Source organism: Streptomyces sp. NBC_00996 (assembly GCF_045162675.1).
Classification (GTDB): Bacteria; Actinomycetota; Actinomycetes; order Streptomycetales; family Streptomycetaceae; genus Streptomyces.
The window spans coordinates 4,433,780-4,459,123 of the sequence record NZ_CP108723.1; the positions used below are offsets into that span (position 1 = coordinate 4,433,780).

Consider the following 25,344-nt stretch of genomic DNA (forward strand, 5'->3'; position numbering starts at 1 on the left):
GGAAGATCCCTGTCCATGGCGGTACTTCAGGAGATTTCTTCCTGTCTCCCGGCGCATCCCTACTGCTTGGCGCCACCCTTGGCGAGGAAGGACAGCAGGTCCTGGCGGCTGACGACGCCGGTGGGCTTGCCCTCGACGAGGACGATCGCGGCGTCGGCGCTGCCGAGCACGGACATCAGGTCGCCGACCGGCTCGCCGGAGCCGACCTGCGGCAGCGGCGCCGACATGTGCTTCTCCAGCGGGTCCTCCAGGGAGGCCCTCTTGGTGAACAGCGCGTCGAGCAGCTCGCGTTCGACGACGGACCCGACGACCTCGGCGGCCATCACGTCCGGGTGCCCGGCTCCCGGCTTGACGATCGGCATCTGCGAGACGCCGTACTCGCGCAGCACCTCGATGGCCTGGCCGACGGTCTCGTCCGGGTGCATGTGGACGAGGGAGGGGATGGCGCCGGGCGCCTTGTCGTTGAGTACGTCGGCGACGCGCGCGCTCGGGCCGGAGTCCTCCAGGAACCCGTAGTCGGCCATCCACTCGTCGTTGAAGATCTTGCTCAGATAGCCGCGCCCGCTGTCGGGGAGCAGGACGACCACGACGTCGTCCGGGCCCAGCCGCTCCGCGACCCGCAGCGCCGCGACGACGGCCATGCCGCAGGAGCCGCCGACCAGCAGCCCCTCTTCCTTCGCGAGCCGCCGCGTCATCTGGAAGGAGTCCTTGTCGGACACGGCGACGATCTCGTCGGCGACGGTCCGGTCGTACGCGGTCGGCCAGAAGTCTTCGCCGACGCCCTCGACGAGATACGGCCGCCCGGAGCCGCCGGAGTACACCGACCCCTCGGGGTCGGCGCCGATGACCTGGACCTTGCCGTCACTGGCGTCCTTCAGGTACCGCCCGGTGCCGGAGATGGTCCCGCCGGTCCCCACACCCGCCACGAAGTGGGTGATCTTCCCCTCCGTCTGCTCCCACAGCTCGGGTCCGGTGGAGTGATAGTGCGAAAGGGGGTTGTTGGGGTTGGAGTACTGGTCGGGCTTCCAGGCGCCGGGCGTCTCGCGCACCAGCCGGTCGGAGACGTTGTAGTACGAGTCCGGGTGCTCGGGGTCGACGGCGGTCGGGCAGACGACGACCTCGGCGCCGTACGCGCGCAGCACATTGATCTTGTCGGTGCTCACCTTGTCGGGGCACACGAAGATGCACTTGTACCCCTTCTGCTGCGCCACGATGGCCAGCCCGACGCCGGTGTTTCCGCTGGTCGGCTCGACGATCGTGCCCCCCGGCTTGAGGGCGCCGCTCTCCTCCGCGGCCTCGATCATGCGCAGGGCGATGCGGTCCTTCACGGAGCCGCCGGGGTTGAAGTACTCAACCTTCGCCAGGACGGTCGCCTGGATGCCCGCGGTCACGTTGTTGAGCCTCACCAGCGGGGTGTTGCCGACGAGACTGATCATCGAGTCGTGGAATTGCACCGTTGTCTCCGGAGCTGCGTTTCAAAAGGAATGGTCCCGTCAGCCTAAGGCCCTGAAGGACCGTTCACGCGCCGTTGAGATTGGCCGACCTGGTCCACGGGGCAAGCAGTGGTTGTACGGCTACGAGGAGGTGGCGGCGACGGATGTCGAGCTTGTCGAGAGCGAGGGTGGCCCGGCGCATCGCGGCGGGGGCGGCGTACGGTGGCGGCGGTATCGGCCTGGTCGGGGCGGCCGCCGTCGGTCTGGTGCTGGCCGAGGTGCAGCTGGCGAAACGCCATGTGGGCAACGGACACACTCACGCGCCCCGCGCGGACGGCCTGTACGGCTACGCGTACACGGGTCCTGACGGGCCACCGCTCCGCCTGACCATGCTCGGCGACTCCACGGCCGCGGGCCAGGGTGTGCACCGGGCCCGCCAGACGCCGGGCGCGCTGCTGGCCTCCGGGCTCGCCGCGGTGGCCGAACGGCCGGTGGAGCTGTGCAACGTGGCACTGCCCGGGGCCCAGTCGGACGACCTGGACCGCCAGGTGGCACTCGCCCTCGCGGACACCTCGCGGGTGCCCGACATCTGCGTGATCATGGTCGGCGCGAACGATGTGACGCACCGGATGCCGCCGACGCGCTCGGTGCGTCATCTGTCCTCGGCGGTACGGCGGTTGCGCACCGCCGGGGCGGAGGTGGTGGTCGGCACCTGTCCCGACCTGGGTACGGTCGAGCAGGTCCAGCAGCCGTTGCGGTGGCTGGCGCGGCGGGCGTCCCGCCAGCTGGCCGCCGCGCAGACGATCGGCACGGTCGAGCAGGGGGGCCGCACGGTGTCGCTGGGCGACCTGCTGGGCCCCGAGTTCGAGGCGAACCCTCGCGAACTCTTCGGGCCCGACAACTACCACCCCTCGGCGGAGGGGTATGCCACGGCGGCGATGGCGGTGCTCCCGACGGTCTGCGCGGCGCTGGGCCTCTGGCCGGCGGAAGAGGAGCGCCCGGACGTCTCGCGTCACGAGGGCTTCCTGCCGGTCGCCCGGGCGGCCGCCGAGGCCGCGTCGGAGCCCGGCACCGAGGTCACCGCCGCCATGCCCACGGGCCCGCGCGGCCCCTGGGCCCTCCTCAAGCGCCGCCGGCGGCGCCGCCTCCCGGCCACGGACCCGGCTCCGGCTCCTTCCCCGTGACCGCGCAGTTCCCCGCGTCCTTCAGGGGCGCGGGGAACTGCGCGACAAGCCCCCACCCACCCGCGGCCGAAGAAACAACCCCAGGGGGTTTGGGGGCGGAGCCCTCAAGGAACGGGACAGGTAGGTGCAGAGGGGGCGAAAACCACACCCCCACCACCCCCACCCCCCGATGGCGCCCCCGCCAGAGAAAAGCAAGCGCTTAGAAAAGTGCGGCCGGAGTCACACGCCGATAGCGGTGACCTCGCGGGTACGTACGGGTAACTTCCCACTCAGCCCAGCGATTCCCCCCGTACGCCAATGGAGCCGTGATGCCCGAAGCCGTGATCGTCTCAGCCGCCCGCTCCCCGATCGGCCGCGCCTTCAAGGGCTCCCTGAAGGACGTACGCCCCGACGACCTGACCGCCACGATCATCCAGGCAGCCCTTGCCAAGGTCCCCGAGCTGGACCCGAAGGACATCGGCGACCTGATGCTCGGCTGCGGCCTCCCCGGCGGCGAGCAGGGCCACAACCTCGGCCGCATCGTGGCCGTACAGATGGGCATGGACCACCTCCCGGGGTGCACCATCACCCGTTACTGTTCCTCCTCCCTCCAGACCTCCCGCATGGCCCTGCACGCCATCAAGGCGGGCGAGGGCGACGTCTTCATCTCGGCGGGCGTGGAGATGGTGTCGCGGTCCGTCAAGGGCACCTCCGACGGGCTCCCGGACACCCACAACCCCCTCTTCGCCGAGGCCGAGGCCCGCACCGAAGCCGTCGCGCAGACCGAGGGCTCGACCTGGCACGACCCGCGCGAGGACGGCCTGATCCCGGACGCGTACATCGCGATGGGCCAGACCGCCGAGAACCTGGCCCGCCTGAAGGGCGTCACCCGCCAGGACATGGACGAGTTCGGCGTCCGCTCGCAGAACCTCGCCGAGGAAGCCATCAAGAACGGCTTCTGGGAGCGCGAGATCACCCCGATCACCACCCCCGACGGCACGGTCGTCAGCAAGGACGACGGCCCGCGCGCCGGCGTCACCCTGGAGGGCGTCCAGGGCCTGAAGCCGGTCTTCCGCCCCGACGGCATGGTCACGGCCGCCAACTGCTGCCCGCTCAACGACGGCGCCGCCGCGCTCGTCATCATGAGCGACACCAAGGCCCGCGAGCTGGGCCTCACCCCGCTCGCCCGCATCGTCTCGACCGGCGTCACCGGCCTCTCCCCCGAGATCATGGGCCTCGGCCCGGTGGAGGCCAGCAAGCAGGCCCTCCAGCGCGCCGGCCTGACCGTCGACGACATCGACCTGTTCGAGATCAACGAGGCGTTCGCCGCCCAGGTGATCCCGAGCTACCGCGACCTGAACATCCCGCTGGACAAGCTGAACGTGAACGGCGGCGCCATCGCCGTCGGCCACCCCTTCGGCATGACCGGCGCCCGCATCACCGGCACGCTCATCAACAGCCTCCAGTTCCACGACAAGCAGTTCGGCCTGGAGACGATGTGCGTCGGCGGCGGCCAGGGCATGGCGATGGTCATCGAGCGCCTCAGCTAGTGCCGTACGAGTAGCCACAGTTGAACCCAGCGTGACCGAATCGGCCCAGAACCCGGCAACACCGGGGCTCTGGGCCGATTCGTGATCCAATCCCCCCCCAAAATGTGACCTATGTCCCTCAAGAACGGCATTTACGCAGGTCAGAGGCGCTGCGCGACTAAACATCAGGGCCAAAGTCCTGTCCCTTTCGTGACGTTACGCACTGACAGCTCGGTGGTCCGCCCTTCAAGCTGATGTAGGAAGTCGGGGGGTCGACTTTGGAACCGGGAGTACGTCAGTGAGCGCCACGCCGATTGCTTTGCTGCTCACCACCGCCGCCGCCGCGGCCGTGGGCGTCGCCGTTCTGCGCACCCTGCAGGGACTGCGGCGGCAGGTCGCGGCCCTGCGTGCCGAACTCGCCGAAAGCCGCGTCGGCGCCGCGCGCGGCCTCGTGCCCGCGGCCCGCACGGCCGCGGACGCGGACGAGATACGCGCTGCCGTCGCCGAGGCACTCGCCGAGGAGCGGGAGCGGGAGCTCGCCGAGGCCCGGGCGTTCTGGGCCGCCCAGGAGGCACGTGACGCCACGGACATGCCCTCGCTGCTCGGGCTGCCCGACAGCGAGCTGTTCCTGTCGCGGCCGTCGGACTTCGTGGGCCTGGAGCCCCTGGAGCCGGTGACGGAGGCCGGCCTGGAGGCCGAGGAGTTCGCCGGGGACTCCCCCGAACTCGCCGCGGCCCGCCGCCGCCACCCCTCGCATCCCGACTTCGTACCGGTCCAGTCGCCCGTCGTGAACGACCATGAGCGCACGGTGGCCTGCCTGGAGGAACTCGCCGGGTCCCGCACGGAGCTGGCGGACGTCCGCCCCGGCCCCCTCGGCACCCTCGACGTCTACGTCTTCGCGGACGGTACGACCCTGTGCATGACGCCGGGTCACCGCGAGACCGCGGAGCAGCTGGCCGCGGCCCTGCGCGCCGGCGAGGCCCCGGTCCTGCTCGGCGGCTCCGGCGTCTCGGGTGCCTACGCCCTGACCTTCGCCTACGGCGAGGAGAACGTCTACATCCTGGCGGACCGCGTCATCGCGTCGCTGTAGGAGGAGCGCCCCGTCAGGGGCGCAGGGCTGTGACACCATACGGCTCCGCCGCGTGGGCGCGACCAGCCAAAACGGACCCGCGGCCCAACCAGCCACAACAGACCCGCAGCCGAAAGAACCGCCCGCAGTTTTCCGCACCACCCGGCAAAGCGCCCGCGTCGGAGTCGATTCAGACTCCGGCGCGTTTTTGTGCCTCCGCCACGAGCGCCACCGCCTCCGCCAGCTCCTCCTCGCCCTTCAGTGCGACCGCCAAGTCGTGCGCGGCGACGGTGATCTGATCCGCCGCCGCGAACATCCCCGCGTCGGGCATCTCACGGGGCTCGCCCGAGGGATCCTCCAGACGCTGGGCGCGGCGTGCCAACTCCCTGGCCAGCCCCAGTGCCTCGGCGGCGGCCCCCCGCTGCAGCCTGCTCTGCGGCGCGGCCCTCAACCGGTCGGCGAAGTGATCCACGGCACGGGTCAACGGCGTCGTATCAAGCACGCGGCGAGCGTACGCGTCGCAGCAGGACTGTTGCCAACAACCCAACCCTCAGGCACGGTGGCGTGAAGGACCGGCTTACATCCCCTTTGCGTCCGGAGGCGCCGATGTCCCAAGTCTTCTCCGAGGAGACCCATCGCAACATGCTCGCCCGCATCCCCCACTGCACCGGTCGTGAAGTCTCCGACTGGCTTCGCACCGTCGACGAAGGCCCCGCTCTCTTCCGCTTCGAGGAGAAGGTCAGCTGGCTCCGCGCCGAACACGATCTCGCGTACGGCCACGCCAAGGCGATTATTCACGAGTACGACCTGAGGAGGGCCGCGCGCAAACTGCTCTGAGCGCGCACCACCGAGACGACAGGCATCCGACGACAGAACCACGAAGGGCCCGCGAACCACTGGTTCACGGGCCCTTCGGTCACCTGCTGACGGCGCGTACCGGGTACGCACTACCGGTCATGACCGGCCTGTTCCGTCGTTCTAGTCGTCGCCGCTGAAGATGGCGACCAGGCGCAGCATCTCGACGTAGATCCACACGAGGGTCAGGGTCAGGCCGAACGCGGCCAGCCAGGCCTCCTCCTTCGGCGCGCCGTAGGCGATGCCGTCCTCGATCTGCTTGAAGTCGAGGGTCAGGAAGAACGCGCCGATCAGGATCGCCAGGATGCCGACGATCGCGCCGAGCGGGCCCATGCTCCGCAGTCCGCCGTCCCCGGCGACACCGAAGGCGACCAGCAGCAGGTTCACCGCCATGACGACGATGAACGCGATGGCGATGGCCATGCCGATGCGCGCATACCGCGCGGTCACCCGGATCCAGCCCGCCTTGTAGACGAGGAGGGTGGCGCCGGCGACCGCCATGGTGCCCAGGACCGCCTGGAAGGGCGCGCCCGACCACCGGCTGTTGTACATCTCGCTGATGACCCCCAGGAAGACGCCCTCGAAGGCGGCGTAACCGAGGATCAGCGCGGGCGAGGCCGTGCGCTTGAAGGACTGCACCATGGCCAGCACGAAGGCGACCAGGGCGGAGCCGATGGCCAGGCCGTAGCTGGTGGACGACACCGGCAGCAGCGCCCAGGCCAGGATGGCGCCGACGGTGACGGTGCCGAGCGTCATGGCCGAGCGCATGACGACGTCGTCCATCGTCATACGGCCGGTGGTGGTGACCGGGGCCTGCGGCGGAGCGCCGTGCTGCAGGTCCTGCTGGGCGTACGGGTTCTGCGCGTAGGGGTTGCCGCCCTGCTGGGCGTACGGGTTGCCCTGGGTGCCGACAGCGGGTCCCCCGGCCTGCGGCGCCGCGTTGAAGCCCGCGTAGCCGCTGTCGCGGCTGAACCCCCGTCGCGAGAAGACCGGGTTACTGCTCCTCATTTCGCTCCTCCATAGCCACCCTGCGCGGCCTTGGGCTCAAGAGTAATAGGTAGGCAAAGGATTGACCCTACTGCTTGGGGAGGATCTTTCCCTTGTGGTGCCACGGTACGCGTGTGTCCCATGCCCTGCCCGCACTGGTACGAAGCCGTGACACCACCACGTGTGCCCTCTCGATCCACCTCGACCCCCTCTTATTCCGGTTACTCCAAGGGAAAGCCCGTGTAGCCCTCCGCGAGGTCGGTCTCGGCCGCCCGTGTGCTCGCGACCCGCTCCAGGCGGGCCAGCTGGATGCGGTCCTCGAAGGGGGTCGCCTCGGGGTCGCGGTGCAGCAGGGTCGTCATGTCGTACGAGAACCGCTCGGCCTGCCAGACACGGCGCAGACAGGTCTCGGAGTAGGCGTCGAGCAGCTCGCTCGAACCGGTCTGCTTCTTGTACGCCAGTGCCCGCGCGAAGGTGACGACGTCGCCGACGGCGAGGTTGAGCCCCTTCGCGCCGGTCGGCGGCACGATGTGCGCCGCGTCCCCGGCGAGGAAGACCCGCCCGTGCCGCATGGGCTCGTGGACGTAACTCCGCATCGGGGTGACGGACTTGGAGGTGATGGGCCCACGCTCGAGCCGCCAGTCGTCGTCCGTCGCGAAGCGCCGCTCCAGTTCGTCCCAGATCTCCTCGTCGCTCCACGCCTGGGCGTCCGTGCCCTGCGGCACCTGGAGATAGAGCCGGGACACGGCGGGCGAACGCATGCTGAGCAGGGCGAAGCCGCGGTCGTGGCGGGCGTAGACCAGCTCGTCGTGCGAGGGCGGGACATCGGCGAGGATGCCGAGCCAACCGAAGGGGTACGTCCGTTCGAAGACACGGGAGAGCTCGGCCGGTACGGCCTTGCGGGCGACGCCCCAGAATCCGTCGCACCCGACGACGTAGTCGCACTCGAGCACGTCCTCGCGCCCCTCACAGGTGAACCGGACCCGCGGCCGCGCGCTCCCGGCGTCCTCCACGGCGAGCGCCTCGGCCCCGAAGAGCAGCGGATCGCCCTCCTTGAGCTGCAGGGCTATGAGGTCCTTGCACACCTCGGTCTGCGCGTACACCATCACGGAACGCCCGCCGGTGAGCGCGGGAAAGTCGACGCGGTGCCGCCTGCCCGCGAACCGCAGCTCGATCCCGTCGTGCCGCAGCCCCTCGCGGTCCATCCGCTCCGCGGCCCCGGCGGCCCGCAGCACATCCACGGTCCCCTGCTCCAGGATCCCGGCCCGCTGCCGCTGCTCCACATACGCCCGGTGCCGGCTCTCCAGCACCACGGACCCGATCCCCGCGTTGTGCAGCAACCGCGCCAGCAGCAACCCGGCCGGCCCGGCCCCGATGATCCCGACGGTGGTACGCATCGGCACGCCCCTTCGCGTCCGTTGTTCGTTCAGTGAAATTTATTTCACCATTTCCTGAAAGGAAGTGTCCGACCGCACGCGCCTGCTGTCAACGCTCGACGGCGAAGTCCTGCGTCACCGAGGGATCTGCGTCAACCGGCCTGCCCAGCAGGCCGGCCGGCGGCGCGCCGAGGCGGTCACCGATCGGCGTACAGCGCCTCCAGTTCCCCCGAGAGCGCCGCGCGTACCTGGCGGGTGGTCTCGTCGACCAGTACTTCGGGTTCGTCATCGAGCAGCGCCGCCATCGTCTTCTCGGCCACATCGGACGCGAGGATCTTCGGAGAGTCGATCTCCGCCGCCAAGTCGGTGTCGACATAGCCGGCATGCACGCCGACCACCAGCGTGCCCTGCTCCCGCAGCGCCAGTCGGAAGGCGTTCGTCAGCGACCACTGGGCGGACTTGGAGGCCGCGTAGCTCGGAAGCCGCCTGTTGGCCACCCACGACGCCACGGACAGCATGTTGACCAGCGCTCCGCCGCCATGGGCCGCCAATACGGGCGCGAACGCACGCGAGACGGCCCAGGTGCCGAAGTAGTTGACCTCCATCTCGCGCCTGGCACCGTCGAACGACCCCTCGAGGAGGGACGGGCCACCGGCGACCCCGGCGTTGTTGACGACGATGCCGACATCGTCGGCGGCATGTGCGGCTGCGGCGACCTGCTCCTCGTCGGTGACATCCAGTCGCAGCGGAACAAGTCCGGGGCCCCGGACGGTCTCCGGCTCCCGGACGCCGGCGTAGACCTTGGCGGCGCCGTGAGCGAGCAGTGCCTGGGCGAAGGCCAGCCCGATGCCGCGGTTGGCTCCCGTGACCAGGGCTACCGAACCCTTGATGTCCATGATCATCCTCCCTGCGAGTGGATGTGGAGGACTCCTTCCTTCCGACGCTAGGCCCAGGACAGCGGCTGCTCCACCCGACACCTGACGGCACCTGACGGCACCTGACGGCACCTGACGGCACCTGCGTCGATACCTCTTCGCGCACTCGATGGCCGAGCCGCGCGTGCCGGACGTGCCCGTGGCCGACCGGCGAGAACGTGGCAGGGCTGTCCGTCACCAAGCCGTACGCGCATGCCGCGCAAGTCGACGAGGGACGCCGCGAACCAGGGGAGGGGACGCCCTCCGGGGAGGGCGACAGCAACCAGAAATGCAACCAGCGGGCCGCTTTCGGAGTACTCCGACTGTGGCCCGTGCCTGCGTTGCAGGTGCGGGAAGTGCCCGGAACCGGACTTGAACCGGTACGCCCGCGAGGGGCAGCGAGGTTTAAGCTCGCCGTGTCTGCATTCCACCATCCGGGCAGGCCATGGGCTCCGCATCGAGGTTCCGAGCCTATCGGGGCGCATCCCTCGAACAGCGGACGGGCGGCCCGATGTTGTCTTATTTTATTGACGCCTGAGGGTGCATCAGCCCTCGGTACGGGCCATCCGCACTTGCCAACAGCCTTTCGGACGCTCCGGGGCGGCGTCTGCGGAATGACGGAATTTCACCCTCCGAACGCACCGTTGGAAGGCGCGGCTTCCACGAGGTCGCCCCCGCGGGTGCCGTGGCCCTACCCGGAGACCGCTCAGGGGAGTCCTGTCATCCCCAGGTATGACACGACCGCTCCCGGTCCGACCGCAGGCTGCCCCCGGAACCAGAACAGCGGCTGACTACATGTCGCGGATCGCACCCGACGATGGGACACGTCCCCCAGAAACGTCGTCGTCCGACAGGAGCACCCTCCCGTGACCACCACTCCCCTCGCCGGCCGAACCACCGCTGTGGCAGCCCGTGCCACGGAACTGTCGAAGGTCTACGGACAGGGCGAGACCCAGGTGGTCGCCCTCGACCGGGTCACCGTCGACTTCCGTCAGGCCGAGTTCACCGCGATCATGGGTCCCTCCGGGTCCGGCAAGTCCACGCTGATGCACTGCGTGGCGGGCCTGGACACCTTCAGCAGCGGCTCCGTACGCATCGGGGAGACCGAGCTGGGCTCCCTCAAGGACAAGCAGCTCACCAAGCTCCGCCGGGACAAGATCGGCTTCATCTTCCAGGCATTCAACCTGCTGCCGACCCTGACGGCCCTGGAGAACATCACGCTTCCCATGGACATCGCGGGCCGCAAGGCGGACAAGGCGTGGCTGGACACGGTCATCAAGATGATCGGTCTCGCCGACCGTCTGGGCCACCGCCCCTCCCAGCTCTCCGGCGGCCAGCAGCAGCGCGTCGCCGTGGCCCGCGCCCTCGCCTCCCGCCCGGACATCATCTTCGGCGACGAGCCGACCGGAAACCTCGACTCCCGCTCCGGCGCGGAGGTGCTGGGCTTCCTGCGCAACTCCGTACGGGAGTTGGGGCAGACCGTGGTGATGGTGACCCACGACCCGGTGGCGGCGGCCTACGCGGACCGTGTCGTCTTCCTCGCGGACGGGCGGATCGTCGACGAGGTGTACGAGCCGACCGCGGACTCCGTCCTGGACCGCATGAAGCAGTTCGACGGCAAGGGCCGCACGAGCTGACCCACCGGCCCCGGTCCCAGCCCCCGTCCCGCAACGGCCGACCGGGGCCCGATCGCCCGCGCCCACCCGTCGACGCAACCCTCCTGGACTGAGAAACCCATGTTCCGTACCGCCTTGCGCAATGTATTCGCGCACAAGGCCAGGCTCCTGATGACCGTGCTCGCCGTGATGCTCGGCGTGGCGTTCGTGTCGGGGACCCTGGTCTTCACCAACACCATCTCGGACGCCTACCAGAAGAGCTCCGCCAAGGGCTTCGACCAGGTCGACGTCGCCATCCAGCCGGAGAGCCGGGCGGACGAGGGCGACACCGTCGGCAAGACGGCGAAGCTCAGGCAGCCGCTGCTCGACAAGGCCGCCGAGGTCCCGGGCGCGGCCTCCGCCATCGGCGTCGTGAACGGCTTCACCGCCATCGCCGACAAGGACGGCAAGCTGATCGGCGGCGGCTTCCAGTCGCAGGGCGGGAACTACTGGGGAGCCAAGGACCCCCGGTATCCGCTGACGAGCGGTCACGCGCCCAAGGGGACGGGCGAGGTGGCGATCGACTCGGAGACAGCGAAGCGCGCGGGCTACAAGGTCGGCGACACCGTACGGCTGTCCGTAGACGGGCCCGTCCTCACGCCCACTGTCACCGGCATCTTCACCACCGACGACGGAAACGTGGCCGCGGGCGGCAGCCTCGCCCTGTTCGACACGGCGACCTCGCAGAAGCTCTTCCACTCGGTCGGCTCCTACGACGAGATCGACGTGAAGGCGGCGCCCGGCACGAGCCAGACCGCGCTGCGCAACGCCCTTGACGACGTCGTACCGAAGGACGTCGCCTCCACCACCACCGGGCAGCGGCTCGCCGACGACCAGGCCGAGCAGATCTCCTCCGCGATGAGCGGCATGAAGACGGGCCTGCTGGTCTTCGCCGGCATCGCGCTCTTCGTCGGCACGTTCATCATCGCCAACACCTTCACCATGCTGGTCGCCCAGCGCACCAGGGAACTGGCCCTGCTGCGCGCCGTAGGCGCCTCCCGCAGGCAGGTCACCCGGTCCTTCCTCGTCGAGGCGTTCGTGGTCGGCGCGGTCGCGGCGGTCGCGGGTCTGGCCGCGGGCATCGGCATCGGGGCCGGGATGCGCTCCCTGATGGGCACGCTCGGCGCCACCGTGCCGGACGGACCGCTGGTCGTCTCGCCGGGTACGGTCGCGACGGCCCTGCTCGTCGGCATCCTCATCACGATGCTGGCCGCGTGGCTGCCGGGCCGCCGCGCCGCGAAGATCCCGCCGGTCGCCGCGATGAGCAGCGTGCACGCGAAGGCGACGACGAAGTCCCTGGTCCTGCGGAACACGATCGGGGCCCTGTTCGCCGCCGCGGGCGTCGCCGTGGTCCTCTACGCGACGACCATGGACGGCTCGGACGGCCAGGCCCCGATGGGCTTCGGCGCGGTCCTGCTGATCATCGGCATCTTCGTCCTCACCCCGCTGCTGTCCCGCCCGCTGATCGCTGCGGCGGCCCCGGTGCTCCGCGTCTTCGGGGTCTCCGGCAAGCTGGCCCGCCAGAACTCGGTCCGCAACCCGCGCCGTACGGCCGCCACCGCCTCCGCCCTGATGATCGGCCTCACCCTGATCACCGGCATGACGGTGATGGCGGGCAGCCTGCAGAAGTCGATCGACAAGATGGCCGGCTCCGCGCTCAAGGCGGACTACGTCGTCTCCATGGCGAACGGCAACTCCCTCTCGCCGGACGTCGAGAAGAAGCTCGCCGGGGTCGACGGGATCACGGACATCAGCTCCCTGCGCGACGCGCCCTCACGCGTCGACCGGCAGACCGAGTTCCTGACCGGCGTCAACGGCGCGGCCATCACCAAGCTCACCGACCTGACGATCAGCGACGGCTCCTTCAAGGTCGGCGGTGAGCGGATCGTCGTCGACCAGGACACCGCCAAGTCGCACGGCTGGAAGGCGGGTTCGGACTTCACGGTCTCGTACGAGGACGGGAAGAAGGGGAGGCTGTCCGTCGCCGGTGTCTACGAGGGCAACGAGATGATCCACGGCATCATCGTGGACAACGCGACGCTGTCGCCCCACCAGACCGACACCGCCTCGGACATGCAGGTCATGCTGAAGACGTCGAACGGCACGTCGGACGCGGCCAAGAACAAGCTGGAGAAGGCCCTCGGCGACAACCCGGCCATCAAGGTCCAGGACAAGCAGGACATCTCCGACGGCATCGCGCGGATGTTCACGCTGATGCTGAACATGCTCTACGGCCTGCTCGCGATGGCGGTCATCGTCGCCGTCCTCGGCGTCATCAACACCCTCGCCATGTCGGTCTTCGAGCGCTCGCAGGAGATCGGGATGCTGCGCGCGGTCGGCCTCGACCGCAAGGGCATCAAGCGCATGGTCCGCCTGGAGTCCCTGGTCATCTCGCTCTTCGGCGCTGTCCTCGGCATCGGCCTGGGCGTCTTCTTCGGCTGGGCGGCCGGTGAGCTGCTGGGCAGCAAGATGGCGACGTACGAACTGGTCCTGCCCTGGGCCCGGATGGGGATCTTCCTCCTCCTGGCGGCGACGGTCGGCGTCCTGGCGGCGCTGTGGCCGGCCCGGCGGGCGGCTCGTCTGAACATGCTGACGGCGATCAAGTCGGAGTAGCGCGTCCGGGCGGTACGAGAAAGGGGCCCCGTTCCGGACGGAACGGGGCCCCTTTCTCGTACGGAGGACTCTCCCGCGTACGGTCACGCCCCCCAGATACGCGCGCGCAGCGGCATCCCGGAGGCACCGGAGGCCTCCGGTGTCCTGACCGCCAGTACCTGGTTGACGCCGATGCGGTTGCGCTCGAAGGCGACCGCGCTGGCCGCCATGTACAGCCGCCAGACGCGGGCCCGCGGGGGGCTGGTGAGCTTGACGGCCCGCGCCCACTGAGCCTCCAGGTTGGCGACCCAGCGGCGCAGGGTGAGCGCGTAGTGCTCGCGGATGGACTCGACGTCGCGCACCTCGAACCCGGCACGCTCCAGCTGTGTCACGGTCGTCCCGATGGGCGCGAGTTCGCCGTCCGGGAAGACGTACGCGTCGATGAACTCGTCCACGGAGTACGCCGATTCATCGCGCCGCGGCGGCCGGGCGATCTGATGGTTGAGCAACCGTCCGCCCGGCTTGAGGAGTTGGTACAACACCTCGGCGTACTCCAAGTAGCGCTCGGCGCCCACGTGTTCGGCCATCCCGATGGAGGAGATGGCGTCGTAGGGTCCGTCGGCGACGTCCCGGTAGTCCTGGACGCGGATCTCGACCTTGTCGGTCAGCCCCTCGTCGGCGACCCGCTTGCGGGCGTAAGCGGCCTGTTCCTGCGACAGGGTCACCCCGACGACACTCACGCCGTGCTCGCGGGCGGCATGGATGGCCATCGAACCCCAGCCGCAGCCGACGTCGAGCAGCCGCTGGCCGGGCTTCAGATCGAGCTTGCGGGCAATGAGTTCGAGCTTGTCGCGCTGGGCCTCCTCAAGCGTGCCGCCGTTCTCCCAGTAGGCACACGAGTAGACCATGGAGGACCCGAGGACGATCTCGTAGAAGTCGTTCCCCACGTCGTAGTGGTGGCTGATGGCCCGCTTGTCGCTGCGCTTGGTGTGCAGGTGGCTGCGTCTGCGGACCTCCTCGCGGGGCGGGGCGGGCGGCAGCGGGGGCCCGGCCATCTTCACCAGCCCGCGTACGGCGGCGCGCACCTCGGGGTCGCGCAGCGCCTCCCCGACTCCCCTGGCGTCCTCGCCCCGATCCCACACCAGCCCGGACATCAGGTCCAGGGCGGTGTACAGGTCGCCCTCCACCCCGAGGTCTCCGGCGACCCAGGCCCGGGCGAGCCCCAACTCGCCGGGTTTCCACAGCAGCCGGCGCAGGGCCCTTCGGTTGCGCACCACGAGGGCGGGGGCGCTGGGGGGGCCTGCTTCCGAGCCGTCCCAGGCGCGGATGCGCAACGGGAGCGGGACCCCCAGCAACTGTTCGACAAGGCTCTTCAGCCGCAGCGCGGCGTCCTGCATGGCGTACACCTCCGAGACAACACTCCCGAACGCTCCAACACCACGTAAACACCAACGGGCCTGCTGCGCAGTCCCCCTTCCGCGTTACAGCTGAGCAAAATAGCTGTAGCGGCCACGCGTTTTCCGCCCCCGCCACCCCTGCCTATTCCCACATGTGGGGGCTCCGCCCCCCAGACCCCCCTGAAAGACTGGGCAGTTCCCCGCGCCCCTCAGAGGAGCACGGGGAACTGTGCGACCAACCCCCACCGGGCCGCAGCAAAGGAACCACCCCTCCGGGGGGGACGCCGAAGGGGCCGCCCGCACCACGGATGGCGGACGGCCCCTTCGGGGCGTTCAGTGACCGGAGGTCAGGAGGCCTTGGCCTTCTCCTCGGTCTTGGCCGCGGGCGCAGCCGCGGTGGCCGCGGGCGCCGGCTTGGCGGCCTCGTAGAACTCCTCGCGAGGAGACTCCATGGCACCGAGCGAGACGACCTCACGCTTGAGGAACATCGCGAGCGTCCAGTCCGCGAAGACGCGGATCTTCCGGTTCCAGGTCGGCATGGCCATCCCGTGGTAACTGCGGTGCATGTACCACGCCAGGCGGCCCTTGAGCTTGATCTTCATCTTGCCCATGACGATCATCGCGACGCCCTTGTGGAGGCCGAGACCGGCCACCGCACCCTTGTTGGAGTGCGAGTACTCCTTCTGCGGGAAGCCCCGCATGCCGGAGACCACGTTGTCGCCGAGGACCTTCGCCTGCCGCAGCGCGTGCTGCGCGTTCGGCGGGCACCAGGCGTTCTCGACACCGGCCTTGCGGGCGGCGACGTCCGGCACCTGGGCGTTGTCGCCGGCGGCCCAGATGTAGTCCGTGCCCTGCACCTGGAGGGTGGTCCGGGTGTCCACGTGACCGCGCGGGCCGAGCGGCAGGCCGAAGCGGGCGAGAACGGGGTTCGGCTTGACGCCGGCCGTCCACACGATGGTGTTGGAGTCGACCTCGAGGCCGTTCTTGAGGACCACGTGGCCGTCGACGCAGGAGTCCATGGACGTCGAGAGGTAGATCTCGACCCCGCGGCTCTCCAGGTGCTCCTTGCCGTACTGGCCGAGCTTCGGGCCGACCTCGGGAAGGATCTTGTCCGCGGCGTCGACGAGGATGAAGCGCATGTCCTCGCGGGACACGTTGGTGTAGTACTTCGACGCGTCGCGGGCCATGTCCTCGACCTCGCCGATGGTCTCGGCACCGGCGAAGCCACCACCGACGAAGACGAAGGTGAGCGCCTTGCGGCGGACGTCCTCGTCGGTCGTGGAGTCGGCCTTGTCGAGCTGCTCAAGTACGTGGTTGCGCAGGCCGATGGACTCCTCGATGCCCTTCATACCGATGCCCTGCTCGGCAAGGCCGGGGATCGGGAAGGTGCGGGAGACCGCGCCCATCGCGATGACGAGGTAGTCGAAAGGCAGCTCGTACGCCTCACCCACGAGGGGGGCGATCGTGGCGACCTTGCGGTCCTGGTCGATGGTGGTGACCCGGCCGGTGAGGACCTCCGCCTTGGGGAGCACGCGTCGCAGCGGGACGACGACATGCCGCGGGGAGATGCTGCCGGCGGCGGCTTCGGGGAGGAAGGGCTGGTAGGTCATGTACGACCGGGGGTCGACGACCGTGACGGTCGCCTCTCCGTAGCGCATCTTCTTGAGAATGCGCCGAGCTGCGTACAGGCCTACGTACCCACCGCCTACTACGAGGATCCTGGGACGCTCCGTGGTGCTCATGCCATCGAGTATCCACCCGGTCATGGGGGGTCGCTCGTGCGCCCCTTCACAAGCTTGGGCAGGCCCTCTGCTACACTGCGCGACCCACGTGACCCAGGTCATGGTGACAACGAGGAACCACTGTGCAGTGCGGACCGTTGTCAACACCGCGTGAGCTGCCGCTCCGGCCTTTCGAACCGACCGGACCAGGCCCCTGTTTCACCCGTCGACCACGCCCTCGAAACGCTCCTGTGAGCACGTTCCCAGGCCGCCTGAGCCCCCCACGGTGGCCCCAGAGGTCCAATCCTCGCCGAGCAGGGCCTTTTTCCTTGTGAAGAACTTCACGAAGTTTCCGGACGGCTCGTCGCCCAGGGGTATTTCGGTGCCCCTCAGGCGCGCTCATACGCTATCCGACCCGCTCAGCCGAGGCTACCGAGCGGTAGCCGAAGGAGACCCAGGCCACGGCCGAGCAGTGGCTCGGGTCACGGTCCAGGAGCCCCAGGCTCTAGTGCGCGTCAGCCAAGGTTTGCCCGTTGAGGAGCGGCGTCCGGTGCGTGCTCCGGGGGCCCCCGGCCGAAGGCTGGGGGAGTGCCGGCCGGAAGTCCTCGTACTGTGTTACTTGGACTTTCGGCCGGTGCGGCGAGTGGGGGCACCTCCCACGCCCTTGAGGCAGTGGGGGAGCGTGCCGGGCGTCGCGACGGGGCGAACCTCGGCTGACCCGGCACTAGGCGATGGACCAGGCGATCCCGTCGAGGATGTCGTGCTCGCTGACGACTACCTCCTGGGCGTCGATCCGCTCCATGATCGCGAGGAGGACGAGGGCGCCCGCGCCGATCACATCGACGCGCCCCGGGTGCATCACCGGATGCGCGGCGCGCTGTTCATGAGTGGCCTTCAGAAGGGCGTCGGTGATGCCCTTGACCCGCTCGTACGCGATCCGGGAATGGTGGATCTTCGTGGAGTCGTAGGCGTCGAGCCCCAGCGCGATCGCCGCGACCGTGGTGACGGAGCCGGCGAGGCCCACCAGCGTGTGTGCCTCGCGCAGCGGGACCGTCTCCTCGGCGAGGTCGAGCGCGTGCTCGATGTCGGCGCGCATCGCCGCGATCTGCTCCTCGGTGGGCGGATCGGTGACGACCCCGTCCCGTACGAGGTGCCGCTCGGTCATCCGTACACAGCCGACGTCGACGGAGCGCGCCGCGCGCACATGGTCGTCGCCGACGACGAACTCGGTCGACCCGCCGCCGATGTCCACGACAAGGAAGGGCTTGGCCAGGTCGCCCGCCCGTCGCCCACCATCACCCTCATTCGAAGGGCGCCCCGCGCCCCCCTGGTTTTGGCCGGTCAGCTCCTTGGTCGCGCCGGTGAAGGAGAACTCCGCCTCCTGGTCCCCGGTGATGACCTCCGGCTCGACCCCGAGGATGTCCAGCACCCCACGGACGAACTCGTCCCGGTTCTCGGCGTCCCGGGAGGCCGAGGTCGCCACGAAGCGCAGCCGCTCCGCGCCGTGTTCCTTGATGATCGCCGCGTACTCCCGGCACGCGGCGAACGTCCGCTCCAGTGCCTCCGGCGCGAGCCGTCCGGTCCGGTCGACGCCCTGGCCGAGCCGCACGATCGTCATCCTGCGGTCCAGCTCGACGAGTTCACCCGTCCGCGGGTCCGCGTCTGCGACGAGCAGCCTGATGGAGTTGGTGCCGCAGTCGATGGCAGCGACCCTGGTCATGGTGTCCGGTCTCCTGTCGTGATGGTTCTCGCCCCTCCGCCCCTACCCGTTCCCGTGCCTGGGGGCTGCGCCCCCGGACCCCCTTGCGTTGTTCATTTTGTGCGGGACGGTGGGGGCTTGTCGCGCAGTTCCCCGCGCCCCTTTCCGGGACGCGAAGGAACTGCGCGATCCTTTGAGTGAGGCGGAGGGTCAGGTCCCGTCCGCGGGGACCACGCATGCGCCCTTGCGCCACCACTCCGGCAGCATCGCGATGGCCTCGTCCCCGAGGGGGTTCACGCCGGGCCCCGCAGCCAGGGAGTGGGCCACCAGCACATGGAGGCACTTCACCCGGTCCGGCATGCCGCCCGCGCTCGGGAAGCCCTCCAGGACCTCGATGGAGTCGCGGCGCGCGATGTAGTCGTCGTGGGCGGCGCGGTACGCGGCGGCCAGCTCGGGGTCGGTCGCCAGCCGGTCCGTCATCTCCTTCATGACACCGTTGGCCTCGAGCGTGCCGATCGCGGACGCGGCCCGCGGACACGTCAGGTAGTACGTCGTCGGGAACGGCGTCCCGTCGGGAAGACGCGGCGCCGTCTCGACGACGTCCGGCTGCCCGCACGGGCACCGGTGCGCGATCGCGCGCAACCCGCGGGGCGGCCGGCCCAGCTGCTGCTTGAAGGCCTCGACGTCCGCGTCGGTCGGCTCGGTGCGCGGGGTGGGCGGCGGTGGCGTTTCCATGCCGTGAGTCACTTGTCTTTCTGGTCAGTTCACTGGTCGGCGGCGTCGGACTTGTCCACGCCGTCCCAGACATTGGCGTACCAGGGACGGGCGGCCGCCCCCTTGTCGACGCGAGTCTGCTTCGACGTGTCCGGGTCGATCACGACGTAGCCGATCTCGCCCGGCATCACATAGTGCAGCCGCTGCCGGATCTGCTGCTCGGCGTACGCGTCGTCCCGCCAGCGCGCCTTGAGGTCGCGCAGCTGCTCGACCCGTTCACGGGCCTGCTCCCGCTGCCGCTCCACATCGGCGATCTCGGCCCGCTGGGACACGTACTGCCTTATCGGGTACGCGAGGGCCACGATCAGGGAGCACAGGACGAGAGCCAGGAGCGCGGCCCGGCCCGTCAGCCGCGAGCGGCGGGCCTGCCGCTTGGTCTGGGAACGGTAGACACGGGCCGCGGTCTGCTCGCCGAGCAGCCGCAGTCTGGTCGCGGTGGAGAACCGGTCCCGGTCCTTCACGGCCATGAGTCCCGCCTCCCCGGTGCAAGCCCATCACGTGCGTACGTCCCCGCACACGGTACGGGACCGAGTACGGGGACGTACGTACGACTGGCTAAGGCCTGGCCCTGTACGGGTCAGCCCTTGCTGTGCCGACTGTCCGCGGAGCGGACCTGCGGCAACACTCAGCCCTTGAAGCGCGGGAAGGCCGAGCGACCGGCGTACACCGCGGCGTCGTCGAGGATCTCCTCGATGCGCAGCAGCTGGTTGTACTTGGCGACGCGGTCCGAGCGGGCCGGGGCACCGGTCTTGATCTGGCCGCAGTTCACCGCGACGGCGAGGTCGGCGATGGTGACGTCCTCGGTCTCGCCGGAGCGGTGCGACATCATGCACTTGAAGCCGTTGCGCTGGGCCATCTCGACGGCGTCCAGGGTCTCGGTCAGCGAGCCGATCTGGTTGACCTTGACGAGCAGGGCGTTGGCGGAGCCCTCCTCGATACCGCGGGCCAGGCGCTCCGGGTTGGTGACGAAGAGGTCGTCGCCGACGATCTGGACCTTGTCGCCCAGCTTCTCGGTGATGACGTTCCAGCCGGCCCAGTCGTCCTCGTACAGCGGGTCCTCGATGGAGACCAGCGGGTACGCGGAGACGAGCTCCTCGTAGTACTCGGTCATCTCGGCGGCCGAGCGGGACTTGCCCTCGAACTCGTACTTGCCGTCCTTGTAGAACTCGGACGCGGCGACGTCGAGCGCGAGCGCGATCTGCTCACCGGGTACGTAACCGGCCTGCTTGATGGCCTCGAGGATGAGGTCGAGCGCGGCGCGGTTGGACTCCAGGTTCGGGGCGAAGCCGCCCTCGTCGCCGAGGCCGGTGGACAGGCCCTTGGTCTTCAGCACCTTCTTGAGGGTGTGGTAGACCTCGGCGCCCCAGCGCAGGGCCTCGGAGAAGGACTCCGCGCCGATCGGGGCGATCATGAACTCCTGGATGTCCACGTTGGAGTCGGCGTGCGAGCCGCCGTTCAGGATGTTCATCATCGGAACGGGCAGCAGGTGCGCGTTCGGGCCGCCCAGGTAGCGGAAGAGGGGGAGGTCGCTGGCCTCTGAGGCGGCGTGCGCGACGGCGAGCGAGACGCCGAGGATGGCGTTGGCGCCGAGCGAGCCCTTGTTGTCGGTGGCGTCCAGGTCGAACATCGCCTGGTCGATCAGGCGCTGCTCGGTGGCGTCGTAACCGACGAGCTCCGGGCCGATCTGCTCGATGACGGCGAGGACGGCCTTCTCGACACCCTTGCCCTGGTAGCGGTTGGGGTCACCGTCGCGGAGCTCGATGGCCTCGAAGGCGCCGGTGGAGGCGCCGGACGGGACGGCGGCACGACCCGTGCTGCCGTCGTCGAGGCCGACCTCGACCTCGACCGTGGGGTTGCCTCGGGAGTCCAGGATTTCCCGGGCTACGACGACGTCGATGGACGGCACGAGCATCTCCTTCTGGGATGTGACGCGGGTACGCGGGGCCGCGGGGCCCGTAGTGCACGGAGCCGCGGTCGGCTCCGCGAGATGAGCCTAACCGCCTCGGGGGGATCGGCCAGCCGGTCGACCACCCCTTGGGCAGAACCGAGAGTAAATTGTTTCCGAACGGAACAAAAACCTGCCCCGTACACGAAACCTCGCGCACGAGAGCCAGGCATGAAAGCGCACGAGAGCCAGGCACAAAAAGCCCCGCTCCGGCGCGTACGGGGGAACACGCACCGGAGCGGGGAGCCCGTGGTGACGGGGGGACCCTCACGAGGTCTCCGGTATGGAGGCCTCCTCCATGAGGGAGCTGTTACTCCGCCGGACAATCCGCCGCACGCCCGGCTGAGCGATCAGCCGCGCACTCAAGCGATCAGCCGCGCACTCAGCCGAGGTGGAGCTGCTGACCCGGGTAGATGAAGTCCGCGTCGTCGATGATGTCCTTGTTCAGCTTGAACAGCTGCTGCCAGCCACCCTTGACGTGCTTCTTCTCGGCGATCGAGCTGAGGGTGTCACCCTTGACGACCTTGTACTCGCCTTCACCCTTCTTGACCTTCTTGCCGGTCGGGGTGGTGACGGTCTTGGCGGCGGGGCGCTCGGCCGAACGCGAGGCGGGCTGCTCCGTCGTCCGGGTGGTGGTGCTCTGGGTCGCGCTCTGCGACCTGTTGGACGAGGAGCTGGAGGTGCCGCCGGTGTACGCGGCGCTCGACAGGCCCGTGCCGCAGGTCGGCCAGGCACCCTTGCCCTGCGCGGCGAGGACCTTCTCACCGATGGTGATCTGCTCCGACTTGGAGGCCTGGTTGGCGCCGGCGGCGTAGGCGGTACCGCCGTACGCGGCCCAGGTGGAGGCCGAGAACTGCAGGCCGCCGTAGTAGCCGTTGCCGGTGTTGATGGACCAGTTGCCGCCGGACTCGCACTGGGCGACGGCGTCCCACTCGGAGGCGGTGGCGGCGGAAGCGCTGCCGGCCGCCATCAGCGGGGCGGCGATGGCGACACCGGTGACACCGGCGAGCGTTGCGAGACGGGTGGTCCGATTGAGGACGGCCGGGCGGCGGTGCTTGCCCTTGCTGGAAAACAGCATGGAGAGATCCCCTCACCGACGCCTGCGAGGTGAGCTGTCGGGTTCGGGCGGGTGAGTGCCCGGTCGTACGCCACTGGCGCACGGCTTCACCCCAAGCCGCTCCCGGTCAACTACCGGGCGCGGCGCTTACCTTGGGTCCCCCGCTCCTGCCTACGGCGCTGACGCGTCGACTGTTCCCGTACGGCCGTTGGCAGGATTCGGCGTTGCGACCGTCGGGGCCCGCAGTGGCGAGCGGTCATGACCGTAGACATGCGATCGCCGGAATTTCAAAGACGATCAGGGCTTCTGAGACTCATGTCTCACTCACGCCAAACCGGACATTCCACGGCGAATCATGACGTGAACTCCCGCTACTTTTCGCCCGATTCAGCACCAACTGCAAGCCTCTGACCGGGAAGGATGAGGTCGGGATCGGCGCCGACCGCCTCCTTGTTCCCGGCGTACAACTCGGCCCATCCACCCTTGAGGTCAAGGGAGTCGGCGATGGTCCAGAGACTGTCTCCGGCGCGCACGACGTAGGAGCCGTCGGCGGCGTCACGGGAGGCGTCGGAGCCGCGCGAGGCGTGCCGTCCGGAAGCGCCGTCCTTACGGCCGTCGGTCGCACCCTCGGCCGCGCCCTCGTCGGCGGTGTCGCCACGGTGGCGCCCGGCGCCGGACGTCGCACTGTCGGACCCGGCCGAAGAGTCGTCGTTCTGGCCGGGCTTGTCCGACTCGTCACTCTTGGCCGCTCCCGTATCCGAGCTGTCGGAACCCTGTGAGGTGTCGGACTTCGTGGAGTTCCCGTCCGCACTCGAGGAGGCGTCGGACGAGGAGTCGGAGCCCGAGTCGGACGAGTTGGATGAATCGGACTCAGCAGATGAATTGGACGAGTCGGACGAATCAGAAGAACTCGACGAACTCGACGAGTCGTCCGCCACACCCGTGTCGACCTCGACCGAGCCCGAGTTCTTGCTGAGCCCGGAGAGCGGTCCACAGGTGGGCCAGGCGGTGAGCCCCTGGCCGTCGAGGACCTTCTCGGCGATGGCTATCTGCTGCGAGCGGCTGGCCTGGTCGGCACTGGGGGCGTACTCGAGGCCGCCGTACGACTCCCAGTTCTCCTGGGTCAACTGCAGCCCGCCGTAGTACCCGTTGCCGTCGTTCGCGCTCCAGGCGCCGCCACTCTCGCACTCCGCGACCCGGTCCCAGGTGGTGCCGTCGGCCGCGCTCGCACTGGTGGCGCCGAGCAACGGGATGGCGATGGCCGATCCGGTCACTCCTGCGGCGACGATGAGAGCCGGGGCCTGACGGGGGCGACGATGACGGCCGTTCCCGGAGAGCATGCGGAAGCCTTTCGCGTGACAGCAGGTGACGACAGCCGCTACTGCGACTGCAGCGACGGATGGGCCGCGTTGATGGGTGAACGTATCCGCACTCGAACGCTTGTCACAAGTCGATGCAGCGCAGATCACGTGAAGATCACAGAGTTGACGGAACGTCACCTTTTCCCTGCTGAGCGGCCGTTCCCTGCACGCCCACCCCTTAGGCGCGGGGCAAGTCAAGCGGAGGCGTGAACTCCACGGGAAGTGTGCGCAATCCACGCATAATGAGTCCGCCGCGCCAGCGCAAATCGGCCGAATCTCCCGCGAGTTGGAGATCCGGAAGACGGGTGAGCAGGGTGGCGAGCGCGGTCTGGCCCTCCAGGCGAGCGAGCGGCGCGCCGAGGCAGTAGTGGATGCCGTGGCCGTACCCGAGGTGTTGGTTGTCACGCCGCGAGAGGTCGAGGGTGTCCGGATGCTGGAACCGTTCGGGGTCACGGTCCGCTGCCGCCAGTACGACGAGGACGGGGTCGCCGGGCGCGATGTCCTGCCCCCCGATCCGGACCGCCTCGGTCGCGAACCGCCACGTGGCCAGTTCGACGGGGCCGTCGTAGCGCAGGAGCTCCTCGACGCCGGACTCGAGAAGTCCGGTCTCCTTGGCGGCGAGGGAGGCCTGCAGTCGTCGGCGTTGCTCGGGGTGGGTGAGGAGGGCGTAGGTGCCGTTGCCGATGAGATTGACGGTGGTCTCGAAGCCGGCGAACAGCAGGATGAAGGCCATGGCGGCGGCCTCGTTCTCGGTGAGGTGCTCGCCGTGGTCGGAGGCGCGGATGAGCCCGGAGATGAGGTCCTCGCCGGGGGCGGGCCGGTCGGGCAGGAGTTGGCGCTTGCGGTGGATCAGCTCGGCGAGATACCCCCGCATCTTCTTGACGGACCGCGCCACACCGCCCCTCGGCCCTCCGCCGTGCCGGATCATCATCCCCGCCCAGTCCCGAAAGTCGTCCTGGTCCTCACGGGGCACGCCGAGCAGGTCGCAGATGGCGTAGATGGGGAGCGGGAAGGCGAACTCGTGGATGAGGTCGGCGGAACCCTTTTCGGCGAACTGGTCGATCAGGTGGTCCGTGAGCTCCTGCACGCGCGGCGCGAACTCGACCACGCGCCGGGGTGTGAACGCCTTGCTGACCAGCCGCCGCAGCCGGGTGTGGTCCGGCGGGTCGATGTTCAGCAGATGCGTCATCAACTCGGCCTTGCGCTCACCGGGGATACCGGTCTTCCCCTTCGCATGCGCGGGCTCGTCGTGATGGGCGGGGTTCTTGGACAGCCGCCCGTCCGCGAGCGCCTGCTTGGCATCCACGTACCGGGTGACCAGCCAGGCCTCCACCCCACTGGGCAGCCGGGTCCTGTGCACGGGGGCATGCTCCCTGAGCCAGGCGTACGCCGGGTAGGGGTTGGTGGCGAACTCCCAGGTGAAGAGTTCGGGGGCGGTGCTGGGGAGCTGGGGCTGGTCGGTCACTCCATGACGGTATCCGGAGGGGGCTCGGATGCCTTGTTCGACCAGTGGTGGGCCCAGTAGAGGAGGAGTTCGGCGAGGGCGGCCGCCGCCTGTCGGTTGCCCTTGTCCGCGACGGCTTCCAGGTAGGGGACCGCGGCGAGGTCCTGTGCGCGTGCGAGGGCCAGCCCGACCATCAGGGTCGCTCTGTGGTGCCCGAGGTCCGCCGCCCGGCGAAACCAGTGCATATCGTCCGGATCGACGCCCAGTCCCGCGAAGCGCCCGCGCAGGAACAGGACCTCCGCGTCCTGGTCCTCGCACGCCGACGACCTGACCGTGGAAGGTGCTCTCGCGGAAGTCGAGGTGGTCGTGGGCG

21 protein-coding genes, 1 tRNA gene and 1 riboswitch are annotated in these 25,344 nt (G+C 69.3%); of the genes, 6 read left to right on the forward strand and 16 right to left on the reverse strand.

The features are described from left to right. Nucleotides 1-59 precede the first annotated feature (59 nt). On the reverse strand, nucleotides 60-1,454 hold the full coding sequence (locus tag OG390_RS20865; RefSeq protein WP_369247112.1) for a cystathionine beta-synthase: 1,395 nt from the start codon (nucleotides 1,452-1,454) through the stop codon (nucleotides 60-62). Between the two features lie 143 nt (nucleotides 1,455-1,597). Between OG390_RS20865 and OG390_RS20870 the strand changes: the two genes are divergently transcribed. The 3 genes from OG390_RS20870 (at nucleotide 1,598) to OG390_RS20880 (ending at nucleotide 5,215) form a co-directional block, all read left to right on the forward strand. Next, on the forward strand, nucleotides 1,598-2,617 hold the full coding sequence (locus tag OG390_RS20870; RefSeq protein ID WP_406169991.1) for an SGNH/GDSL hydrolase family protein: 1,020 nt from the start codon (nucleotides 1,598-1,600) through the stop codon (nucleotides 2,615-2,617). A gap of 308 nt (nucleotides 2,618-2,925) precedes the next feature. Next, on the forward strand, nucleotides 2,926-4,146 hold the full coding sequence (locus tag OG390_RS20875; RefSeq protein WP_406169993.1) for an acetyl-CoA C-acetyltransferase: 1,221 nt from the start codon (nucleotides 2,926-2,928) through the stop codon (nucleotides 4,144-4,146). Nucleotides 4,147-4,423: 277 nt separating this feature from the next. Next, a complete protein-coding gene (locus OG390_RS20880; RefSeq protein ID WP_406169994.1) occupies nucleotides 4,424-5,215 on the forward strand; it encodes a hypothetical protein in 792 nt (263 codons plus the stop codon). Nucleotides 5,216-5,384: 169 nt separating this feature from the next. Here the strand turns inward: OG390_RS20880 and OG390_RS20885 are convergent, their stop codons facing one another. Next, nucleotides 5,385-5,696: a hypothetical protein gene (locus tag OG390_RS20885; protein WP_406169995.1), complete on the reverse strand. Its 312-nt coding sequence runs from the start codon at nucleotides 5,694-5,696 to the stop codon at nucleotides 5,385-5,387. 104 nt (nucleotides 5,697-5,800) lie between these two features. On the opposite strand from OG390_RS20885, the gene OG390_RS20890 reads away from it, so the two are divergent. Next, complete coding sequence (locus tag OG390_RS20890) at nucleotides 5,801-6,031, forward strand: DUF4287 domain-containing protein (RefSeq protein WP_165342835.1); 231 nt, start codon at nucleotides 5,801-5,803, stop codon at nucleotides 6,029-6,031. Nucleotides 6,032-6,172: 141 nt separating this feature from the next. Here the strand turns inward: OG390_RS20890 and OG390_RS20895 are convergent, their stop codons facing one another. The 4 genes from OG390_RS20895 to OG390_RS20910 all read right to left on the reverse strand — a co-directional run bounded on the left by OG390_RS20895 (nucleotide 6,173) and on the right by OG390_RS20910 (nucleotide 9,766). Further along, nucleotides 6,173-7,057: a Bax inhibitor-1/YccA family protein gene (locus OG390_RS20895; RefSeq protein WP_406169997.1), complete on the reverse strand. Its 885-nt coding sequence runs from the start codon at nucleotides 7,055-7,057 to the stop codon at nucleotides 6,173-6,175. Nucleotides 7,058-7,257: 200 nt separating this feature from the next. Continuing rightward, the gene (locus tag OG390_RS20900; protein ID WP_406169999.1) at nucleotides 7,258-8,433 is read right to left on the reverse strand and encodes a 4-hydroxybenzoate 3-monooxygenase; all 1,176 of its coding nucleotides are present in this window, start codon (nucleotides 8,431-8,433) and stop codon (nucleotides 7,258-7,260) included. A gap of 176 nt (nucleotides 8,434-8,609) precedes the next feature. Next, nucleotides 8,610-9,308 carry an SDR family oxidoreductase gene (locus OG390_RS20905; protein WP_406170000.1) on the reverse strand — a complete coding sequence of 233 codons (699 nt, stop codon included), beginning with the start codon at nucleotides 9,306-9,308 and terminating at the stop codon, nucleotides 8,610-8,612. A 375-nt stretch (nucleotides 9,309-9,683) separates the two neighbouring features. After that, a tRNA-Leu gene (locus tag OG390_RS20910) sits at nucleotides 9,684-9,766 on the reverse strand. A gap of 426 nt (nucleotides 9,767-10,192) precedes the next feature. Here OG390_RS20910 and OG390_RS20915 point away from each other — a divergent pair. Together OG390_RS20915 and OG390_RS20920 are read left to right on the forward strand one after the other, a co-directional pair. Beyond that, a complete protein-coding gene (locus tag OG390_RS20915) occupies nucleotides 10,193-10,963 on the forward strand; it encodes an ABC transporter ATP-binding protein (RefSeq protein WP_399086999.1) in 771 nt (256 codons plus the stop codon). Nucleotides 10,964-11,062: 99 nt separating this feature from the next. Next, nucleotides 11,063-13,594 carry an ABC transporter permease gene (locus tag OG390_RS20920; RefSeq protein WP_406170002.1) on the forward strand — a complete coding sequence of 844 codons (2,532 nt, stop codon included), beginning with the start codon at nucleotides 11,063-11,065 and terminating at the stop codon, nucleotides 13,592-13,594. An 83-nt stretch (nucleotides 13,595-13,677) separates the two neighbouring features. On the opposite strand, the gene OG390_RS20925 is transcribed toward OG390_RS20920, so the two are convergent. The 10 genes from OG390_RS20925 to OG390_RS20970 all read right to left on the reverse strand — a co-directional run bounded on the left by OG390_RS20925 (nucleotide 13,678) and on the right by OG390_RS20970 (nucleotide 25,216). Beyond that, nucleotides 13,678-14,970 (reverse strand): class I SAM-dependent methyltransferase, encoded by a 1,293-nt coding sequence (locus OG390_RS20925; RefSeq protein ID WP_406170004.1) that lies wholly within the window; start codon nucleotides 14,968-14,970, stop codon nucleotides 13,678-13,680. Nucleotides 14,971-15,317: 347 nt separating this feature from the next. Next, nucleotides 15,318-16,712 (reverse strand): NAD(P)/FAD-dependent oxidoreductase, encoded by a 1,395-nt coding sequence (locus OG390_RS20930; RefSeq protein WP_406170006.1) that lies wholly within the window; start codon nucleotides 16,710-16,712, stop codon nucleotides 15,318-15,320. 703 nt (nucleotides 16,713-17,415) lie between these two features. Next, entirely contained in the window at nucleotides 17,416-18,411 is a 996-nt protein-coding gene (locus OG390_RS20935) for an exopolyphosphatase (protein ID WP_406170008.1), read from the reverse strand. Nucleotides 18,412-18,600: 189 nt separating this feature from the next. Further along, nucleotides 18,601-19,125, reverse strand: coding sequence for a DUF501 domain-containing protein (locus OG390_RS20940; RefSeq protein WP_406170010.1), 525 nt, complete (start codon nucleotides 19,123-19,125; stop codon nucleotides 18,601-18,603). 29 nt (nucleotides 19,126-19,154) lie between these two features. Continuing rightward, nucleotides 19,155-19,631 (reverse strand): septum formation initiator family protein, encoded by a 477-nt coding sequence (locus tag OG390_RS20945; protein ID WP_406170012.1) that lies wholly within the window; start codon nucleotides 19,629-19,631, stop codon nucleotides 19,155-19,157. 158 nt (nucleotides 19,632-19,789) lie between these two features. Beyond that, nucleotides 19,790-21,076: a phosphopyruvate hydratase gene (eno, locus tag OG390_RS20950; RefSeq protein ID WP_356275861.1), complete on the reverse strand. Its 1,287-nt coding sequence runs from the start codon at nucleotides 21,074-21,076 to the stop codon at nucleotides 19,790-19,792. A 415-nt stretch (nucleotides 21,077-21,491) separates the two neighbouring features. Beyond that, nucleotides 21,492-22,187, reverse strand: a complete 696-nt coding sequence (locus OG390_RS20955) for a transglycosylase family protein (protein WP_406170014.1) — start codon at nucleotides 22,185-22,187, stop codon at nucleotides 21,492-21,494. Between the two features lie 4 nt (nucleotides 22,188-22,191). Next, nucleotides 22,192-22,400, reverse strand: a riboswitch (cyclic di-AMP (ydaO/yuaA leader). Nucleotides 22,401-22,537: 137 nt separating this feature from the next. Next, the gene (locus OG390_RS20960; protein ID WP_406170016.1) at nucleotides 22,538-23,506 is read right to left on the reverse strand and encodes a transglycosylase family protein; all 969 of its coding nucleotides are present in this window, start codon (nucleotides 23,504-23,506) and stop codon (nucleotides 22,538-22,540) included. A gap of 199 nt (nucleotides 23,507-23,705) precedes the next feature. Then, nucleotides 23,706-24,992 (reverse strand): cytochrome P450, encoded by a 1,287-nt coding sequence (locus OG390_RS20965; protein WP_406170017.1) that lies wholly within the window; start codon nucleotides 24,990-24,992, stop codon nucleotides 23,706-23,708. Next, the gene (locus OG390_RS20970; protein ID WP_406170019.1) at nucleotides 24,989-25,216 is read right to left on the reverse strand and encodes a hypothetical protein; all 228 of its coding nucleotides are present in this window, start codon (nucleotides 25,214-25,216) and stop codon (nucleotides 24,989-24,991) included. Before OG390_RS20970 ends, OG390_RS20965 begins: the two co-directional genes overlap by 4 nt. Nucleotides 25,217-25,344 lie beyond the last annotated feature (128 nt).

What these genes read in the sequence shown, in the direction of transcription:
- OG390_RS20870 (WP_406169991.1), top strand. Translation starts at nt 1,598, where the DNA reads ATGTCGAGCTTGTCGAGAGCGAGGGTGGCCCGGCGCATCGCGGCGGGG.
- OG390_RS20875 (WP_406169993.1), top strand. Translation starts at nt 2,926, where the DNA reads ATGCCCGAAGCCGTGATCGTCTCAGCCGCCCGCTCCCCGATCGGCCGC.
- OG390_RS20890 (WP_165342835.1), top strand. Translation starts at nt 5,801, where the DNA reads ATGTCCCAAGTCTTCTCCGAGGAGACCCATCGCAACATGCTCGCCCGC.
- OG390_RS20895 (WP_406169997.1), bottom strand. Translation starts at nt 7,057, where the DNA reads ATGAGGAGCAGTAACCCGGTCTTCTCGCGACGGGGGTTCAGCCGCGAC.
- OG390_RS20900 (WP_406169999.1), bottom strand. Translation starts at nt 8,433, where the DNA reads ATGCGTACCACCGTCGGGATCATCGGGGCCGGGCCGGCCGGGTTGCTG.
- OG390_RS20905 (WP_406170000.1), bottom strand. Translation starts at nt 9,308, where the DNA reads ATGGACATCAAGGGTTCGGTAGCCCTGGTCACGGGAGCCAACCGCGGC.
- OG390_RS20920 (WP_406170002.1), top strand. Translation starts at nt 11,063, where the DNA reads ATGTTCCGTACCGCCTTGCGCAATGTATTCGCGCACAAGGCCAGGCTC.
- OG390_RS20925 (WP_406170004.1), bottom strand. Translation starts at nt 14,970, where the DNA reads ATGCAGGACGCCGCGCTGCGGCTGAAGAGCCTTGTCGAACAGTTGCTG.
- OG390_RS20930 (WP_406170006.1), bottom strand. Translation starts at nt 16,712, where the DNA reads ATGAGCACCACGGAGCGTCCCAGGATCCTCGTAGTAGGCGGTGGGTAC.
- OG390_RS20935 (WP_406170008.1), bottom strand. Translation starts at nt 18,411, where the DNA reads ATGACCAGGGTCGCTGCCATCGACTGCGGCACCAACTCCATCAGGCTG.
- OG390_RS20940 (WP_406170010.1), bottom strand. Translation starts at nt 19,125, where the DNA reads ATGGAAACGCCACCGCCGCCCACCCCGCGCACCGAGCCGACCGACGCG.
- OG390_RS20945 (WP_406170012.1), bottom strand. Translation starts at nt 19,631, where the DNA reads ATGGCCGTGAAGGACCGGGACCGGTTCTCCACCGCGACCAGACTGCGG.
- eno (WP_356275861.1), bottom strand. Translation starts at nt 21,076, where the DNA reads ATGCTCGTGCCGTCCATCGACGTCGTCGTAGCCCGGGAAATCCTGGAC.
- OG390_RS20955 (WP_406170014.1), bottom strand. Translation starts at nt 22,187, where the DNA reads ATGCTGTTTTCCAGCAAGGGCAAGCACCGCCGCCCGGCCGTCCTCAAT.
- OG390_RS20960 (WP_406170016.1), bottom strand. Translation starts at nt 23,506, where the DNA reads ATGCTCTCCGGGAACGGCCGTCATCGTCGCCCCCGTCAGGCCCCGGCT.
- OG390_RS20970 (WP_406170019.1), bottom strand. Translation starts at nt 25,216, where the DNA reads ATGCACTGGTTTCGCCGGGCGGCGGACCTCGGGCACCACAGAGCGACC.